Below are 18,077 nucleotides of genomic sequence, written 5' to 3'. Positions count from 1 at the left end.
CTTATCGACATCGGGCCGCGTCAGCAGGTAATCCAGCGCACGAATTCCGTCCCACGCTCGCCACATTCCCAAGAAATCACCCACCAAGAACTGTTGGTTCCCCGCATGCAAATGTTCTTGCACGCCGACGCCAATTTCGGAACCCAGTTTTTCATTGACATACTGTATCCGCTCGCCCTGGCCGATCGGATCATAGATCAAGCACACATAGCCCAATCGGGCCAACCCTTGGGCGAACGATTGGTAAGCCGGTTCTGCTTTTCCGTTGTGCGAATGACCACAGGTTCCGACGACCGCCGGCAACGGCCCGGTTCGCCCTTTGGGGATATACACATTGGCCGTTACGGGGAATCCCGGGCGGCTTTCGAAGATCACATTTTCGATCCGGTAATCATCATGTTCGACAGTGCCGGTGACCCGTGGATTGAGCGGCGTACGCGTCGGCTCGTCGCCAAAGGACTGGCGAATCCGTGACCGTGCATCGAGTACATATTGCTCCGCATCGGCTTTGGTGTTCAGCCGATTGAGGTTGCGAATGTGTCGCTGACCCGATTGTCGGACCTGTGCCACAAAGAACTCATGCACCATCCGCGGGAATCGAACCGGCGCTGTGTCGGTGTCGGCGGCAAACGCCGTAGAATCTGTCATCCAACTGACAGCTGGCACCACTGCCGCATGCGCGCCTAATGAAATCAGCGCACGACGACGAGGAATTTGTTGGGACGATGAAAAGGGTGGGATAAATGGCGGGTTTGGCATACAGGACTCTCGGTGAGGATGCTTTGCTGGATAAACAGGGTACATCATACATCAATTTCGATGGCACCAAGATCATACGCCCGGCGAAAGCCATCCCCCGTATTAAAACCAGTCCGTGACGTCTCGGCGGTCCGTAGCGTTGCCGTTTGATTCACTCCACCGCGATCGACGCCTCCGATTGGCTGACAAGCACAAAGATTCAGTCACCTTCTGAATTTTGAGATTTTTTGCTTGGACGCTTGCCACGATTGGCTCCTATAATAGCCGGGCTCAACGCTCAACCGGCCAAGGTGGTTCGTCGCTGAGTTTTGGCTGTGCTGCGTTCCTCCATGCTCTGCCGAGCGTAGCGTCGATGACAGTGCTATCTGGCTGGAACTAACATTTGAGTCGAGAGCCCCAACATACGCCCATGACGATTCCCCACACGCCACGAGTGCTGAACTCGGTTTCGTTGGTGTTAGTTCTCGCTGCTGCACTTTGTCCGGTTTGCAATGCGGGCGAGACGGCAGTGTTCTTTCGTGGTCTAAATCTAAACGGGCCTGCTGTCGTGATCGACGGCAACCCGTGGGAAGGCCAAGATTCCTCGAACTACGTCTGCAGTGACAAAGCCTTCGAGGCACAAAATGTGACCTTGGTTCCGTCGACGGATACCCCACGCGCGAAGATGATTCGCAGCAGCCGCTGGAATGGCAATCGCGTCGAGCTGACCAATATTCCCAACGGCACCTTCACCGTGTTTCTGTATGTCTGGGAAGACAACCGCAGCGAGACCTACGAAATCCGTGTGGACGGGAAGACCGTGGTCCCACGGTTTAACAGCGGCAAGGCGGGACAGTGGCAGAAACTTGGGCCCTGGCATGTTGACGTTACCAAGGGAGCGATCGAGTTGACCAGCAAGGGCGGCGCCGCAAACTTTTCCGGAATCGAAATCTGGCAAGGAAAACATGATGGTTCGAACGATCCGCCGATCACGGCCGACCAACTGACGTTCTTCGAGGCACGTATCCGACCGCTGCTTGTGAAACACTGCTACGAATGCCACAGCAGCGAAAGCGAAGAGCTGCAGGGCGGCTTGTTAGTCGATTCACGACCGACGATGCGCCGCGGTGGCGATAACGGTCCCGCCATTGTCCCCGGTGATGCCGATGCGAGTTTGATCATGCAAGCGGTGCGGTATGAAAACGGCATGGAGATGCCGCCGGACGCCAAACTCTCGGCCGCCGAAATCGCCGATCTAGAACAGTGGGTGACATCCGGCGCCGCCGATCCTCGCAACGATGCGACGCGATTTGTACGAAAGAAGATCGATGTCCAAGCAGCGCGAAAATTTTGGTCATTGCGGCCCCTTGCCGACCCGCCCGTGCCCCACCCCCACGACGCCGACTGGCCGCGTAACGATATCGATCGCTTCATCGCCGCGGAACTTGATAAACACGATTTGCACGTCGTCAATGATGCCGACAAACGGACGCTGATCCGCCGCGCCACCTATGACCTAACCGGTTTGCCGCCATCCCCCGCCGACATTCGAAACTTTCTTGCCGACGACTCGCAGCAAGCTTGGGAGCATTTGGTCGATCGGTTGCTCGATTCGCCCCACTACGGCGAACGCTGGGGGCGACATTGGATGGATTTGGTTCGCTACGCCGACACCGCAGGCGATAACTCTGATTTTCCAATTCCGCAAGCGTACCTGTATCGCAACTACATCATCGATTCGCTGAATGCCGACAAGCCCTACGATCAATTTTTGCAGGAGCAGATCGCCGGTGATTTGTTGCCGGCCACGTCCGACGAACAACGCAACGAACAACGGATCGCCACCGGCTATTTAGCCATCTCGCGGCGATTCGGTTCGTTGAGCGATAACTATCCGCAGCATCTGACGATCGAAGATACGCTGGACAACATCGGCCGTACGGTGTTGGGCATGACCATCACTTGCGCTCGTTGCCACGATCACAAATTCGATCCGATTTCGCAGGACGACTACTACGGCTTGTACGGTATTTTCCAGAGCACGCGGTATCCGTTTCCAGGAATCGAACTCGACCAAAAACCGCGAGATTTTGTGCCCTTGGTTAAGGACGGCCAGCCGGGCGAATCGTTGGCGTACGCGATGGCCGAAGGGTACGCCGAGGACGCCGCCGTACAGCTTCGCGGCGATCCCGAAAAGCTCGGCGACAAAATCCCCAGACGGTTTCCCGAAGTGCTCGGTGGGCAGATGCTGTCTAACGACGAGGCCAAACAGAGCGGCCGGTTGCAACTGGCCCGGTGGCTGACGACACCGGACAACCCGCTGACCGCTCGGGTGATCGTCAATCGAGTGTGGCAGTACCATTTTGGCGTCGGCTTGGTGAACACGCCCAGTGACTTTGGCAAGCGTGGTCTGCCGCCGACACATCCCGAATTGCTGGACTGGATGGCCTCGCGATTTGTCGCCGATGGTTGGTCGCTGAAAAAACTGCATCGTCGCATCATGCTCTCACGCACCTATCGATTGAGTTCCCAGGGTGAAGACAATCCCGTCGCGCTGCAAAGCGATCCCAATAACGATTGGCACTGGCGTTTCAATCGCCAACAACTCGATGCCGAATCGTTGCGAGACACGCTGCTGTGGCTTAGCGGTGAACTGGAACTCGGAACGCCACGCCAGCCGCATCCCTTTCCAGCGGCAGACAAGTGGAAGTACACCCAACATCATCCGTTTCGCGATAGTTACGATTCAAATCGGCGGAGCGTGTATTTGATGATGGCCCGATTGAACGCTCGGCCGTTCTTTACAACCTTTGATGGTGCCGACGCCAACGCGAGTTCGGCGACTCGCGATAGTAGCGTGACGACGGTTCAGTCGCTGTACTTGTTGAACGATGAAGGGGTGCATGCCACTGCGGCGAAAATGGGCGACCGTTGGATGCAAGTCAGCAAAGATCACAACGAACGCTTAACGTACGCCTTTGAATCGACGTTCGGTCGACCGCCGCATGAGGCCGAACGTGAACAGGTCACGCAGTGGATGCGGTCGATGAACGAAGAATTAAAAACGACTCATGACGCAAGTAACGACCGCGAACGAGCCGCGTGGAGTGCGTTCGCGCGAACGATGCTGCGGACTAACGAGTTTTTGTACGTTGAATAAACCCATCTAACCCTGTTGTTGATCGATGAATCCCACATCGCTTTCTCGTCGCCATACCCTGCGTTCGCTGATCGGTGGTTCGATGCTGTTTCCCGCAATACTCTGCGAGTTACTCGCGGCGGAGCAACCCGCAACGTCGCCGCTTGGACCGTTGGCCGCCAAGCCGCCACAGTTCGCCGCCAAAGCCAAGCGGGTGATCATGGTGTTTGCGACCGGAGGCGTCTCGCACATCGACACCTTCGACCCGAAACCGTCCGGCAAAGGACGCGACGGTAACGGCAAAGACAAATTGATGGGCAGCGTATTCTCGTCGAGTGCGAATCAGAAATGTGGCACCGAGGTCAGTGATCTCTTTCCGCATCTGCGTGATTCAATGGAAGACATCTGCGTGATTCGCTCGATGAAGTCCGCACATTTCGATCACACCGAAGCGGCGGTGGGAATGCACACCGGATCAGCCACGTTCACAAGACCCAGCATGGGGTCTTGGCTCAGCTATGGGCTCGGGACGGTCAACCAAAATCTGCCGTCGTTTATTGTGATCGCACCGCACCTGCCTTACGGAGGAACGCAGGTCTACGCCAGTGATTTTCTGCCGGCCTATCATCAGGGCACCCGCGTGATCCCTGGGACACAGCCGATCGCCAATCTGGTGGCTCGCACCGAAACCGAACGGATTCAGCGACAGGAATTAGGCCTCGCCGCTGCGCTGAATCAACATCATCTGCAAGGTCGTCACGATGATTCACGATTGGCGGCGCGAATCAAAAGCTACGAGACCGCGTTCCAAATGCAAACGTCTGGCCCGGAAGCCTTCGACGTGAACGCTGAAGACGACAAGACGCTGGCCATGTACGGGCTGAAACGTGGCGATACCAAGAGTTTCGCCTGGCAATGCATCGTCGCGCGGCGATTGGCCGAACGGGGCGTCCGCTTTATCGAACTGGTCGACAGCGGGTCACGCCCAAACTGGGATTCGCACGGTGACATGAAGGAACACGAGCCCCTGGCCAAAGCCGCCGACCAACCGCTGGCGGCCCTAATCGCTGATTTGAAGCAGCGGGGGATGTTGGAAGACACGCTGATCGTATGGGCCACCGAGTTTGGACGCACGCCGACAAAAGAGGGCAAATTCGGACGCGGGCACCACGGCGATTGCTTTTCGATGTGGCTGGCCGGCGGCGGAGTCAAGGGCGGCATCGTGCACGGGGAAACCGATGACATTGGCAAATCAATCGTGCGTGACAAAGTCGATGTTCACGATCTGCACGCTACGATCCTGCATCAAATGGGCATCGATCACACTCGCTTGACCTACCGTCACGCCGGTCGCGACTTCCGACTGACCGATGTCCACGGCCGCGTCGTCAAGGAAATCCTGGTTTAACCGCTGCAGGGCGGCAACCTCGCTCGCCCAAGGACGTCCGCCTTTCCAGGCTGTGACACTACCGAAGCACCCTGTCGGTTTGAGCGCGAACCAAGCCAATAGACGACTGGTCTTAGTTGACTTAAGTTTGGACCTCCCTGGTGACGTCGCCTCGCGGTAGCCGCCCAACCAACTGAGCCCCCCTATGAGTAGCCCCGCCGTTCCCGAAGTCCCCCGTGAGGCTCCTCCATCGACGCCCGAGGAGTCTTTCCATCCCAATCCTGACGTCGAACAGACCGCCGTGACGGTGCTGGCGTCGCTTAGCGTCGCTCACATGCTGAACGACATCATCCAGTCGTTGATCCCCGCAACTTATCCACTGCTACGTGACTCGCTGAAACTCAGCTATGGCGACATCGGTCTGATCACGTTCGCGTTCCAACTCACCGCGTCGCTGCTGCAACCGGTCGTGGGACTGTATACCGATCGCAAGCCGAAGCCCTATTCGCTGGCGATCGGGATGAGCATGACCCTCATTGGATTGCTGTTGTTTTCTCAGTCGCAAACGCTGGCGACGTTAATGGCGTCGGCTGCGCTGATCGGCACGGGTTCCAGCATCTTCCACCCCGAGGCATCGCGAATGGCCCATATGGCCGCGGGGGGGCGACATGGGTTTGCGCAGTCGCTGTTCCAGGTCGGCGGCAACTTTGGCACGTCGCTGGGGCCGTTATTGGCAGCCGCGATCATCTTTCCTTATGGGCAAGGCTCGATCGCTTGGTTTGCGTTGATCGCGCTCTTAGGGATCGCCGTTTTAACGAAAGTCGGAGCGTGGTATACCGCCAAGCTGGCCAGTTGCGTGGCAAAGGGAAATACGTCCAAGCCACAGCGGCACGCCTACCTTAACCGCCGCCAAGTCGGTGGCGCGATCGGGGTGCTAGTGGCGTTAGTGTTGTCGAAATACATCTACTTGGTGTGCTTCACCAGCTACTACGCCCTTTATATGGAGTCAAAGTTCGACATCAGCAAGCAGCAGTCGCAGTTGTGTTCGTTTGCTTTCCTGTTCGCCGTCGCGGTGGGCACGTTTGCGGGCGGGCCATTAGGAGATCGCTTTGGGCGGAAGGTTGTGATTTGGTTTTCGATCTTAGGCGTGGCGCCGTTCGCGTTAGCGTTGCCGCACGCGAGTTTGGTTGGGACGATCGTGCTGACAGTCTTTATCGGGATGATCCTGGCGTCGGCCTTCTCGGCAATCCTGGTATTCGCCCAAGAGTTGCTGCCAGGCCGGGTGGGCACCGTGGCGGGATTGTTCTTCGGCTTCGCGTTTGGGATCAGTGCGATCGCCGCTGCGGTGCTCGGCGAGTGGGCCGATCGGACGAGTCTGGAGCACGTCTTTCATGGCTGTGCCTACCTGCCGTTGATGGGCATCATCGCCGCATTCTTGCCCAAGCTAGAACGACCGGCGACGTGAAGAAGCGAGTCAACGCGATCTCGCCCGCCATGAGAACATGGCTAAAAAATGGAAGGTTAAAAAATTCGCAGGCAACAACGAACGTGCGATGTCCCCACACGTATTGCCACGCGTTTTGCTTCGCACACTCGATGGTGTACACGTCCTTGCCCTCGGGAAGAACCACTCGCCGTCGGTGGCAGCGGCTATAGTGGACGCCAGTGGCGACACACCGCGCGGCCATCAAGTAACATCGTTACTACAGACTCTGAATCCAACCGCAATCGAACCTCCAGCTCTTCGAGATTGACGAACACCATGCGAGCGCAAACCTACTTAAAATCAATCCTGTTCATTGTCGCAACGATTACATTGATGGCCAACGCAACCGCGGAGGACGAGCTCTCCAGCAAGGTGGAGCCACGTTTCACGCAGGCGGCCAATCGAACGTTCAAGGCTTTTAATCCAGAACAAGAACAGACGTGGCAACGCCCCTTCTTCTTTATGCAACTTGCCGACACTCAATACGGCATGTTCAGCGGAAACAAGGGCTTCGACCAAGAAGTCGCTCTCGTTGAGCAGGCTGTAAAACATATCAATCGACTGCGGCCTCGGTTTGTGATCGTGTGTGGTGATCTGACGAATGCCACTCCGAATCACGCTCGTTATCAAGCTCAGGTTTCCCAGTTTCAGCAAGATTTCTCTAACGTGGACCCCGAGATCCCGCTCGTCTGCGTGTGCGGTAACCACGACATTGGCAATCGACCGACTCGCGAATCGATCGCCAGCTATCAGCAGAACTTTGGGGACGACTACTTTTCATTCTGGGTTGGAGGCGTCTGCAATGTCGTCCTGAATTCCAGCGTTCTGAAAGATCCGAGTGGGGCCCCGGAAGTGCTCGCCGCTCAGCAAACATGGCTCGACGCACAACTCCAAAATGCCAAGGCCGCCAAGGCCAAGCATATCTTGTTATTCCAGCATCACCCGCTGTTTCTATCGCAAGAAGATGAACCCGATGAATACTTCAACATTCCGCTCGTACGCAGAACGCCCCTCTTGGAACAACTGAAGCAAGCGGATGTCCGAGCCATGTTCGCGGGCCATTACCACCGCAACGCCTACGGTCGCGCCGGGGCGATGGAGATGATCACGACCGGCCCCGTTGGGCGACCGCTGGGCAAAGACCCTTCCGGTTTTCGCATCGTGATCGTGGATGAAACGAAGATCCAACACCAGTACTGGGCGATGGACAACGTCCCCGAGAAAATCGAATTGCCTGAATCGTCCGTCGCGCCTTAAGGGGCCGTTCGCGAGACGCCACTGCGATTGACCACGACTCTCACAAAGGACGGCGGTGCTATTGGAGTTCTACTGCGAGCCTTTTGTGAACTCGAGGTTGCCCGCTGAAGAACCTCGGACCAACGGGGGAATGCAGGCAACGTTTCACCGTTCGTCCCAGCATCGCTTAGCGTTTTTGATAAGCACCACAAGATTCCCGTACGACCAATTGGCCGGGCAACAGGTAATGCCGCGCGGGCACAACGATCTTTTCAATGCTGTCGAGCATCGCTCGGAAAGCAACCACCGCAATGTCACGACACGGTTGATGGATGGTGGTTAACGGCACGGTCAGCAGTTGGGCGTAGTTGACGTCGTCAAATCCAACCAACCGGATGTCCGAAGGCACTGCGATACCGAGCCTCGCGAGTGTTTGCATCAATGTCGCTGCCACGCGGTCGTTCGAACAAATGATTGCGTCCGACGATTCCGCGATCGGCTTTATCGCTGCGTCGTTATCGGGTTGCAGACGATGGACTTGGAACTCCGCAAGTTGATCTTCATGCGTAAACGCCCCTTCTCGCGCTCCAGCAATTCGATGAGTAATGGTCGGTGCCGCCAACGGCGGCGCGAGGAAGCATAGCCGCTTGCACCCGAGCTTCAGCAAGTGGGTCGCTGCGACGTAACCGCTGGCAAGATTATTGATTCCCACCAAGTCGAATTCGCTGCGAGTCGGAAAGGGGTGAATGTCATGATCAAGCAAGACAATCGAAACCCCAGCCTGGCGCAGCAGGTCGGTGATCCGAAGGTTCAACTCACGACTCTTCTCATGATGTTCGAAAGGAGCAAAAAACACTCCGCTGACACTTTGATCAAGAAAGGGTTTGCAAATCTTGCTGGCCACTCGGATCGGGTCAAGGTCCTCGCTGCTGTCCGACAGGGCGTTTGCGGAAGGGGAACTCTCTTCGCTAGATTGCGATGTCGCCGGGTCGCTTGTACTGGGCAAACTTGTCGCTCGGGGCGACCTCTCGCCAGACTCATCATCGATTCCTGCGCACCACAACAGGCTGAAGTCGTGCAATCGAGCCAAGCGAGCTAAGTCACCACAAATCGCTTCGAGAATCTCGGTCTCGTTAATCTCCGGTACCAGCAACCCAATTTTTCGTTGCCCGTTGTCAACGGCAACGGATTGTTGCCGCACGAAGGTTCCCGATCCGGCACGACGTACGATTAAGCCTTGATCTTGCAGCATCCGCAGCGCCATCGCCGCCGTCGGCCGAGAGACATCAAACCGCTTTACAAGTTGCGCTTCGCTAGGTAATCGCCCAGTCGGTTGATAATGACCGGATGTAATCTCCGCCATCAATTCCTGAGCAATTTGCTTGTACTTCGGAGCAGCCATTTTCCCCTAACGAATTTGATATATGAATAAACCTAATGATGTCAGCCGTTGTACGGTGGAAATTCCTCCATAGCGAGACATCAGCGGCTTGTCACTAACAACATGCAAGTGAATGCTTACAGCTATTTTGTCGTTTTCAGACAATCTGTCTATACCATCGAATCCCCGGTCCCTAGGATTGGCCAAGTAGAGCAAGGCGAAGGCGGCCTTCAGAAACATTGGCGTCTGCTTCAACAAAGTCACCTTTAAAATGATTCTTTTAGAGCAAAATGGAAACGAACATGCACCAAACGTTCTCGGCTCATAGTTCAGTCAACCCGACGAGTTCCTTCGACGATCTCAATGATCTGAACTCGCCGTCGCGCAGAAAGCACTACCTGATCGCCAGCGACTTCGATCAAACGCTCAGCTTCAACGATACCGGAGTCGAGCTCAGCGAGATGCTGGGATTGTCTGACTTTGAATCAAAAGTCAGCGGACTGGCCAACTCGCATCTCGTCCAGCAGGGTGGCGAGTTGACCTACCTCTTGCTGCACGATCCCGACTATCGACAAGTCCGCCGCGATCATCTTTGGGAAGCAGGGAAGCGGATTCGTCTGAAGAAGAATCTGGCTCCGCTGATGGAGTTGCTACAACAAGGGATCGATGGTCACCGCTTCACGTTCTATGTGGTCTCCGCGTCGCCCGAAGAGGTGGTGCGTTCGGCGCTTGAAGGCATCGTGCCACCGGAGCGGATTTTGGGAACTCGACTGAACTATCACCCCGAGACGGGTGAAATCACCTCGGTGTCGAAGTTGACGGCTGGTTACGGAAAGGTGACGGTGATGGACGAGCTGCAAGAACAGCTCGGTATTCCGTGGGACCGAATCGTTTACGTTGGCGATGGCAGCTCCGACGTGCACGTGATGTTGCACGTCAACCGCTGTGACGGCTATACGATCGCCGTATCAGAGAACAAACACCTCGCTCCGATCGCACGTCGCACGGTGCTTAGCGACAACGCGTTCAGTGTGCTAATTCCGATGCTCGAAGACGTCATCGGTTGGACGGATCGAGCAAAAGTGCGAGAGCTGTTCGACAAACATGGTCTCGATGTCCAGGGCTGGGAGAAGACGCAAGTCGACCGAATGGCGATCGTCCCCGCCAAACTGGAATCACAGGGGCTGCAAAGGGAATATTGCTGAGCCCTCTGCAAAGCCGCTCCCCCCCTTTTCAAACCAAGCGGTTTGGCGTGGCTTCGCCCCCCGCTGCGATACCCAGGACGGATTGCCGGCGCAATCCACCAACCGCAATCATCGTCTGAATACCATCGTCTGAATACGAACCACATGGCAAACGCAATACTCCAGCAACCACTGACTCGTCAGCCCGCTGCGTTTTCCTTGAACGCGTCGCTATGGGCGGTGCGTGGACTGTTCTGCTTAAATGGTTTTCTGTATGCAACCTGGGCGACCCGGATACCTGCGATTCAGTCGCAGTTCCAACTTTCCAATGGAAGTCTGGGCCTAGCTCTGATGGTCGTGGCGACAGGAGCGGTGGTGGCGATGCCCAGTGCGGGTTGGCTTTGCTCCCGTGTCGGTAGTCGTCGGATCGTTGCCCTCAGCCTCGTACTGTACCTATTGGGGCTGCCAACGATCTCAGTGATGCTCAACCTGGGTTCGTTGATCGCGGCGTTATTCGTATTCGGTGTCGGCCATGGCATGCTCGATGTTTCCATGAATTTGCAAGCGTTGGAGGTCGAGCGTCGATTGAAAAAGCAGGTCAATTCGTCGATTCACGCTTTGTGGAGCATGGGCGGACTGGCCGGCGCCTTGGCGGGAAGTCTGATTGCGATTGGAGGCTTGGACGTTCGTTGGCACTTTGGAATCGTGGCTACCGCGTTGGCATTGGCGAGCGTCCCCATTGTCTCTCGGCTGTTAGCCGACCGAGCCGGTCGCGACCACGGTTTCCACGACGAAAAGACGCGACCGTGCAAGCCCAACACGGATTGCGAAATCCGCGGGGAGTCCGAGCCTCAGCAACGCAGCCGAGAGGACCACGAGCGTGCGCCGCGCGGGGTGACGATTCTGCTCGGCGTGATCGCGTTCTGCGTGATGGCCAGCGAAGGAGCCATGGCCGATTGGAGCGCGGTGCTCTTGCATCAATCGCTTGGCATCGGCGAAGGGGTCGCAGCAATGGGGTACGCAACATTCGCGATTGCAATGGCGATCGGTCGCTTCGCCGGAGATAGCTTATCCGCGAGATTGGGCCCCACTAAACAAGTGCGCATCAGTGCCCTGATCGCGATGGCCGGAGTCCTAATCGTGGTAACATCCACTCAGCTTTTCGTGGCGCTCGCTGGCTTCACTCTAATCGGTGCGGGTTTGGCGACGATTGTTCCCGCCGTCTTCAGCGCTTGCGGCAGACTACCAGGCAATTCACCCGGCGTCGCGCTGGCGACGGTTTCCACGATCGGGTACTTTGGCTTTTTGCTTGGACCGCCGCTGATCGGCTTCCTTTCCGAGTGGGTCAGTCTGCGTGTGGCACTCAGCACGCTGGCGGGAACCATGATGCTCACCATGGCCCTAGCTTCGGCAACTAGCTCGCAACGTAAATAGATCGGTCAAGCCGCATCCAAGGATGTTTGGGACGCGTCCCCTTTTGCTCTGCTTGAGAGCTCTTAGAATGCCGCAATGTTTGAACTTCGTTGCACCGTCCGAGATTGCCAAGAACCGCTTCACCAGCGTGAGAACGGTCTTTTTTGCGCGGCCGGCCACCACTTTGACCGAGCCAAAGAGGGGTACTGGAGTCTGTTGCAACCCCAGGATCGGAAATCACGCAATCCCGGTGACGCCGATGCAGCGGTGCTTGCTCGGCATCGCTGGCTGAAACGCGGCCATGCGGCCGGACTGATCGAAACACTTCAACCGTGGATCACGGACCAGCAACGTATCGACGCGGAGGTGCCGCTGCGCACGCTTGATCTCGGCTGCGGCGAGGGCTCGTTTGGCCCGGCCTTGTTCACCGCCGATGCCGACGGATATTGTGGCATCGACCTGTCCAAACGCGCGATCAAACTCGCCGCTCGCGGTTGGCCTTCAGCCACCTGGGTGCTGGCCAATGCAGATCGTATTTTGCCAGCGGCCGATGCGAGTGTTGACCGCGTGATATCGCTGTTCGGACGTCGTCCGGTGCAGGAAATCAGCCGCGTTCTCGCTCCTCAGGGCACCTGCATCATCGCGGTGCCTGGCGAAGAAGATTTGATTGAACTTCGAGAACAGGTCCAGCAAGCGGGACATCGCCGCAGCCGCTGGGAAATCATCGTAGAGGAGATGACGAGTTCCGGGCTGCAGTGTGACGCGCGAAAACATTGGCAGCAGCAGGTCGAACTCGAACCCGACGCGATCGCTGACGCCCTCGCGATGACCTACCGCGGCATGCGACATTCCCAGCAGACTCGAATGGAGTCTTTGGCCGCGATGAAGGTGACTTTGGCCGCAGATCTGCTCCTGCTACGCCGCTGTCCGTAATGCTTCTTGAGGCCGTTTTTGTCGTTCCCGGCTGAACTTCTTGGCTCTCAACGCGTCCCAACATTTCTCATTGTCCACTCCGACTACGAATGCCACTCGGTTTCAAGTTACAGTACAATGACTCGCTCGCGATCCAGCGGAGTCGCCGCGTGGTGCACTCGCTCATCCACGATCGATTACGACGCCTCCACGGAACCGTCGACGCGAACGCAACTCCGCATCCTTATTTTCTACACGTACGACTTCACAAGAACCGCTTAGGAACAAAAGCATGACTCGCAATTCTGCATGGCTAATGGTGGCGATCGCTGTCATTATCGCATCCCCTACTATCCGCGCCGCCGAGCCCAAGCCACCCGAAGGCTTTCGAGCGATCTTTAACGGACAGGACCTATCCGGATGGTACGGCTTGAACCCCCACCTTGCGGTTAAACTGACGGGTGAGAAAAAAGAAGCAAGTTTGAAGACGCAGCGAGACGAGTTTTCCCAGCACTGGAGCGTGGAAAACGGAGAACTCGTCAACGACGGGCACGGTGCCTATGCAACCAGCGAAGAAGAGTTTGGCGACATTGAGTTCCTCGTTGAGTACAAAACGGTCGCCAAGGCCGACAGCGGTATTTATTTGCGGGGCACGCCCCAGGTGCAGATCTGGGACTGGCATCAACCCTTCGATCCCAAGAGGCCCACCCGAAAACCCCACCTCGGGTCCGGTGCACTTTTCAATAACACGCCGGGCAATTCGGGTCGCGACCCGTTGGTGTTCGCCGATAAACCATTGGGCGAGTGGAATCAGGTCCGTATCCGCCAAATTGGTGACCGCACCTGGGTTTGGTTGAACGACTTGTTGGTTGTCGATGATGCGGTAATGGAGAATTTCTGGGATCGCAATCAAACGCTCCCCGCAACCGGCCCCATCATGTTGCAAACACACGGCGGTGAAATTCGCTGGCGGAATCTGTTTGTGCGCGAAATCCCAGCGGACGAAGCGGCCGAGATCCTGAAGTCCGTCGACGAGCCCAAGTCAAAACTGGCCACCGCGTTAACATTGCACGCCTCCTTTGACCAAGGATTGGATGCCGATTTTTCTCGCGGCGACCGAACGTGTTATGTCCGCGCTGGAAAAGAAATGCACCACGCTGAGGCCAATGACGATGGAAAACTTGAACCCGAGTCGGGTCGTTACGGCGGAGCACTTCATTTCACAAAGAAGAGCCGTTTTCAGCCAATATTCAAAAACTCCGGCGTACTCGACTACAACGCGAAAGACTGGAGTTCAACGGTTTCGGTTTGGTTGAGGCTCAATCCTGATAAGGATCTCGAACCGGGCTATTGCGATCCCATCCAAATCGTCGGAGACAGCAGTGCCAAAGGGTTCATTTTCCTGGAGTTCTCCAAAGATGAAACGCCACGATATTTCCGTTACGCGATTCGTCCACTGACTTCGATTTGGGACCCCAACAACGTCGGTTGGGGTGAACTCCCTTTCAATAAACGTCCGATGGTTCAAGTGGAGAAACCGCAATTTTCAAGTGACTCCTGGACGCACGTGGTGTTCACGCTCGAGAACATCAATAACAAGGACGCCAAGCCATCGGGGCGTTTGTATATGAATGGCAAGTCGATGGGGGCCATCGAAGACTGGGATTTGACGTTCGATTGGGATCCCGCATCCGTGCTGATGGTCTTGGGCGCATCTTATGTTGGTCACATGGATGATTTGGCCGTCTTCGATCGCGTGCTTAGCGGCGAAGAAGTAACGCAACTCTACGGCTTGAAAAACGGCGTCAAAGAGCTTTACGCTCCAGCGCCGCAGCAAACCAAGTAACCTTCTTGGCATTGCCATTGGGGCTCATCATTGGGGCCCCAATGGCTTCGTTCTTATTCGGGTGAGTTCTTAATTACCCCAAGCGTAAGCGTGGGGATATACCGCTTGACTCCCCCCCCTCCGCTGATGCGTCGGGTTATGATTTACGCGAACCCTCAAAGCCCGGCGCTGCCGATCGCCACCGTGTTGCGGCCCAAAACGTTGCGCCTCCGTCACGCATCGCGTGAGCGATCATCGTAGAATGCTGACAGCGTCCGTTACTCCAAAAATGGGAATTCGCTCATGCGTTGCTTGACTGTGGTTTGTTTTCTGCTCGCCGTGCAACTCACTACCGCGGTGCACTCGTCCCTAGGCGCTGACGTGGACGTGATCGATATCGGCAGTCGACGTGAACTGTTAGTCGACCACTTGCTAATCGAAAAACTCAACAATGTTCGCTTGGTGCTTAATCGGCCGCGAGATGAAGGGATCGTGTTGAAGTTCGATAAGCCGTGGGAAGGACCGTTCAGCGGTTATTGCACAGTGATCAAGGATGGTGATCTATATCGTCTGTACTATCGAGGCAATCCGAAAGCGGGAGCGGACGGCAATACTGGTGAAGTGTACTGTTACGCAGAATCGAAATACGGCATCAAGTGGACGAAGCCCGAATTCACTCAGTTCGAAATTCCGGGGCATGAAACGAACAATATCGTGCTCGCCAATGCCGCTCCGCTGACCCACAACTTCTCTCCGCTGCTTGATACGCGTCCAGGGGTTTCACCCGACCAGCGTTACAAAGCAATCGGCGGAACAATGACCAGTGGTCTGGTGGCGATGACGTCCGCGGATGGGATTCACTGGAAAAAACTTCGCGAGCAAGCAGTCATCCCCAAGGAGATGGTTCCTTTCGACTACATGTTTGATTCTCAGAACGTCGCCTTTTGGTCAGACGTTGAAAAATCATACGTCTGTTTTTTCCGAGTTTTCGCAGACGGAGTCCGCCGCATCTGTCGCACCACGAGCAACGATTTCCTAAATTGGTCGCCCCCTGTGTTGATGGAGTATCGTCATGGAGAGGGTGAAGCGCCAATCGAGCATCTTTACACGAATCAAACCCACCCTTACTTTCGTGCTTCCCATTTGTATGTTGCAATCGCTGCTCGCTTCATGCCCGGTCGTCAGGTACTTTCCAAGGAACAAGCCGAGGCGATCAATGTATCGCCCGCGTATTTCAAAGATACGTCCGATGCCGTATTGATGACTTCGCGTGGCGGAGAGTACTACGACCGCACGTTCCTGAGCGGCTACGTTCGTCCCGGGATTGGCGCCAAAAACTGGGTTTCGCGAACCAATTACCCCGCCTTGAACGTCGTGCAAACCGGTCCCTCGGAGATGTCGGTTTATCTGAATCAAGACTACGCCCAGCCAACATCGCACTTGCGAAGATACTCGATGCGATTGGATGGGTTTGCTTCGGCACAGGCCCCTTACGCCGGAGGAGAATTGATTACGAAACCGTTGAAGTTCAAGGGCCGTGAACTGGCAATCAATTTCAGTACCTCCGCAGCTGGCAGCATTCAAGTCGAGATCCAAGATCTTTTAGGCAAGCCCATCCCTGGCTTTACCCTCGACGATGCAAATGAACAAATTGGCAACGAGATCCGGCGAGTGGTCTCGTGGAAAAAGGGCAGCGATGTCGGGTCTCTCTCCAACACCCCCGTACGCCTGCGATTTGTATTCAAAGACGCTGACTTGTACTCGTTCAAGTTTGACGAGTAACCCAATCGAGTAACCAAATCGTCGGCCACTGCAATCCATTCGGCGGACTTCATCTTGAACCTTGTTTGTTCATGGGAGCCGCGGACCACCGAATCGTGATGGTTCTTCTCGGCATGTGATCGAGCCTTCAATACGCTCCGGCAATGCCCAAGGTAGTCACGGCGTGTATAAACATTCGTCGTCCCGGTGACAAATCACAGCATATAGAGCACTCTGAAACCGGGGCGTCATCTTCCCAATTAGCACCATCGTTTTTGAACAAACTATCGGCAATGTCGGGACGCGTGGGTTGGCCTTTTCCAACCGCAAACCGCGTTCTCGATGACCCGAAAGTGACTTTACCACCGCGCGACTCCCGACTAGAATCCCAGCCGTGAGGAGCGAGCCGTTTGCGGTCCGTTTTTGAGGCGTTGGCCTAACTTTGTTGTCGTTCTTTTTCCAACCGTCGATGGTATCTCGCCGATGCCGATGCTTCGTTAGCATTTTATTGCTAGTGATGTTGTCGTGTGGGCTGGTAGGACTACCGTTGACGGCTCCCTCACCCGCAAAAGAAGGGCGTTTTCCTTGCGAAACATGCTCCTGCGGATGCGCGACGGCCGCGTATTGTTGGGACCAATGCTGTTGCCATACCGATGCCGAGAAGCTTCGCTGGGCGAACACCAACGCGGTCGCGGCGCCATCCTTTCTTGTCGCTCGCGTCAAAGAACGATCTCCATCCAATCCGATCGCGTTCGTTTCACGCAGTCACGACACGCCGCCCAGCGCGAGTTCTTGCTGTCCCCAGAATACACGCTGCACTGAAACGTCATCGTCGTGCCACGACGGCGTTGCCGAACCCCGGCGATCGTGTGGTTCGGCCGTCAAGGACAAACCGACGATCCGAATCATCCGGCTCGAGGACGCCGCGAAGTGCCACGGCATCTCGTCGTGGTGGGTGACCATTGCGCACGCGGTCGTCGACCCTCCGTCGCCCGTCCCCACAAAGATCGCCCCGCCGTTGCTGTACTCGTTTACAAACGATCACCTGCGCCCCATCTCACTCTCTTACGCTCCCGATCCGCCTGTGCCTTGGCACTACCGAAGCTCGCTTCGACTCGCCTCTCGGTGAGTATCTCGATCGTTGCATTTTAATCGCGGTAGACGCTGCACCCCAGGTTGCCTTCGCTGGCTCTCCTAGCGGTCTCGATCTCCGCTGACACCGTTCCCACGTTGGTTCTCCGGAGGCTTGCTCCTCACACCAGCTTGGTCTTCGTCACTGACGTGGGAGCGACCTTTGAAATGCGATTTATAATTCACCATTCCATTCACGTTGGCCCGCCATCGTGGTTGCTTCCGCTAGCGTTCGGACCGCGACCTCCGCTGGCCGCACACCACCATGCCATACACCACGCCACGTTGACTTCCCCCTCGTCGGGTGATTGGTTGCCATCGCGATCATCGACGCGTTAATGGGCAGATTGCCTCCCGCGGTCCAAACTGCTCGCACAGCATGAAGGGAAAGCGTAACGGTTGCCCGATGATCCCAATCGATTGGCTACCGCCTTAACGCTCACACCACACGTCCCCAACTTGGTGAGCGTTTGCAACAACCCCT

The 18,077-nt window shown here is 56.2% G+C and carries 11 protein-coding genes and 1 pseudogene; 10 read left to right on the top strand and 2 right to left on the bottom strand.

Annotated features, from left to right (window positions below; translation table 11 throughout):
• Window positions 1-648 (bottom strand): annotated as a pseudogene (locus tag Pla52o_RS22175) (hypothetical protein); the annotation flags it as partial.
• Window positions 649-1,168: 520 nt separating this feature from the next.
• On the opposite strand from Pla52o_RS22175, the gene Pla52o_RS22170 reads away from it, so the two are divergent.
• The 4 genes from Pla52o_RS22170 (at window position 1,169) to Pla52o_RS22155 (ending at window position 8,007) form a co-directional block, all read left to right on the top strand.
• A complete protein-coding gene (locus Pla52o_RS22170) occupies window positions 1,169-3,898 on the top strand; it encodes a PSD1 and planctomycete cytochrome C domain-containing protein (protein ID WP_146596811.1) in 2,730 nt (909 codons plus the stop codon).
• A 25-nt stretch (window positions 3,899-3,923) separates the two neighbouring features.
• Entirely contained in the window at window positions 3,924-5,285 is a 1,362-nt protein-coding gene (locus Pla52o_RS22165) for a DUF1501 domain-containing protein (RefSeq protein WP_146596810.1), read from the top strand.
• Between the two features lie 184 nt (window positions 5,286-5,469).
• Window positions 5,470-6,729 carry an MFS transporter gene (locus Pla52o_RS22160; RefSeq protein ID WP_146596809.1) on the top strand — a complete coding sequence of 420 codons (1,260 nt, stop codon included), beginning with the start codon at window positions 5,470-5,472 and terminating at the stop codon, window positions 6,727-6,729.
• A 297-nt stretch (window positions 6,730-7,026) separates the two neighbouring features.
• The gene (locus Pla52o_RS22155; RefSeq protein ID WP_146596808.1) at window positions 7,027-8,007 is read left to right on the top strand and encodes a metallophosphoesterase; all 981 of its coding nucleotides are present in this window, start codon (window positions 7,027-7,029) and stop codon (window positions 8,005-8,007) included.
• A 166-nt stretch (window positions 8,008-8,173) separates the two neighbouring features.
• Here Pla52o_RS22155 and Pla52o_RS22150 read toward each other — a convergent pair whose 3' ends face one another.
• Window positions 8,174-9,388 (bottom strand): GntR family transcriptional regulator, encoded by a 1,215-nt coding sequence (locus Pla52o_RS22150; protein ID WP_146596807.1) that lies wholly within the window; start codon window positions 9,386-9,388, stop codon window positions 8,174-8,176.
• Between the two features lie 281 nt (window positions 9,389-9,669).
• Here Pla52o_RS22150 and Pla52o_RS22145 point away from each other — a divergent pair, with 281 nt between their 5' ends.
• The 6 genes from Pla52o_RS22145 to Pla52o_RS27125 all read left to right on the top strand — a co-directional run bounded on the left by Pla52o_RS22145 (window position 9,670) and on the right by Pla52o_RS27125 (window position 17,591).
• The gene (locus Pla52o_RS22145) at window positions 9,670-10,572 is read left to right on the top strand and encodes an HAD-IB family phosphatase (RefSeq protein WP_146596806.1); all 903 of its coding nucleotides are present in this window, start codon (window positions 9,670-9,672) and stop codon (window positions 10,570-10,572) included.
• Window positions 10,573-10,716: 144 nt separating this feature from the next.
• Window positions 10,717-11,985, top strand: a complete 1,269-nt coding sequence (locus tag Pla52o_RS22140; protein ID WP_146596805.1) for an MFS transporter — start codon at window positions 10,717-10,719, stop codon at window positions 11,983-11,985.
• 75 nt (window positions 11,986-12,060) lie between these two features.
• Window positions 12,061-12,897, top strand: coding sequence for a putative RNA methyltransferase (locus Pla52o_RS22135; protein ID WP_146596804.1), 837 nt, complete (start codon window positions 12,061-12,063; stop codon window positions 12,895-12,897).
• 271 nt (window positions 12,898-13,168) lie between these two features.
• Window positions 13,169-14,722, top strand: coding sequence for a family 16 glycoside hydrolase (locus Pla52o_RS22130; RefSeq protein ID WP_146596803.1), 1,554 nt, complete (start codon window positions 13,169-13,171; stop codon window positions 14,720-14,722).
• Window positions 14,723-15,004: 282 nt separating this feature from the next.
• Window positions 15,005-16,483 carry a hypothetical protein gene (locus Pla52o_RS22125; RefSeq protein ID WP_231612554.1) on the top strand — a complete coding sequence of 493 codons (1,479 nt, stop codon included), beginning with the start codon at window positions 15,005-15,007 and terminating at the stop codon, window positions 16,481-16,483.
• A 526-nt stretch (window positions 16,484-17,009) separates the two neighbouring features.
• A complete protein-coding gene (locus Pla52o_RS27125) occupies window positions 17,010-17,591 on the top strand; it encodes a hypothetical protein (RefSeq protein ID WP_197169427.1) in 582 nt (193 codons plus the stop codon).
• Window positions 17,592-18,077: the final 486 nt, after the last annotated feature.

The sequence above is a fragment of the Novipirellula galeiformis genome (assembly GCF_007860095.1).
GTDB lineage: Bacteria > Planctomycetota > Planctomycetia > Pirellulales > Pirellulaceae > Novipirellula > Novipirellula galeiformis.
The sequence above is the reverse complement of the archived record's forward strand: the minus strand, read 5'-3'. Positions and strand labels throughout refer to the sequence as shown.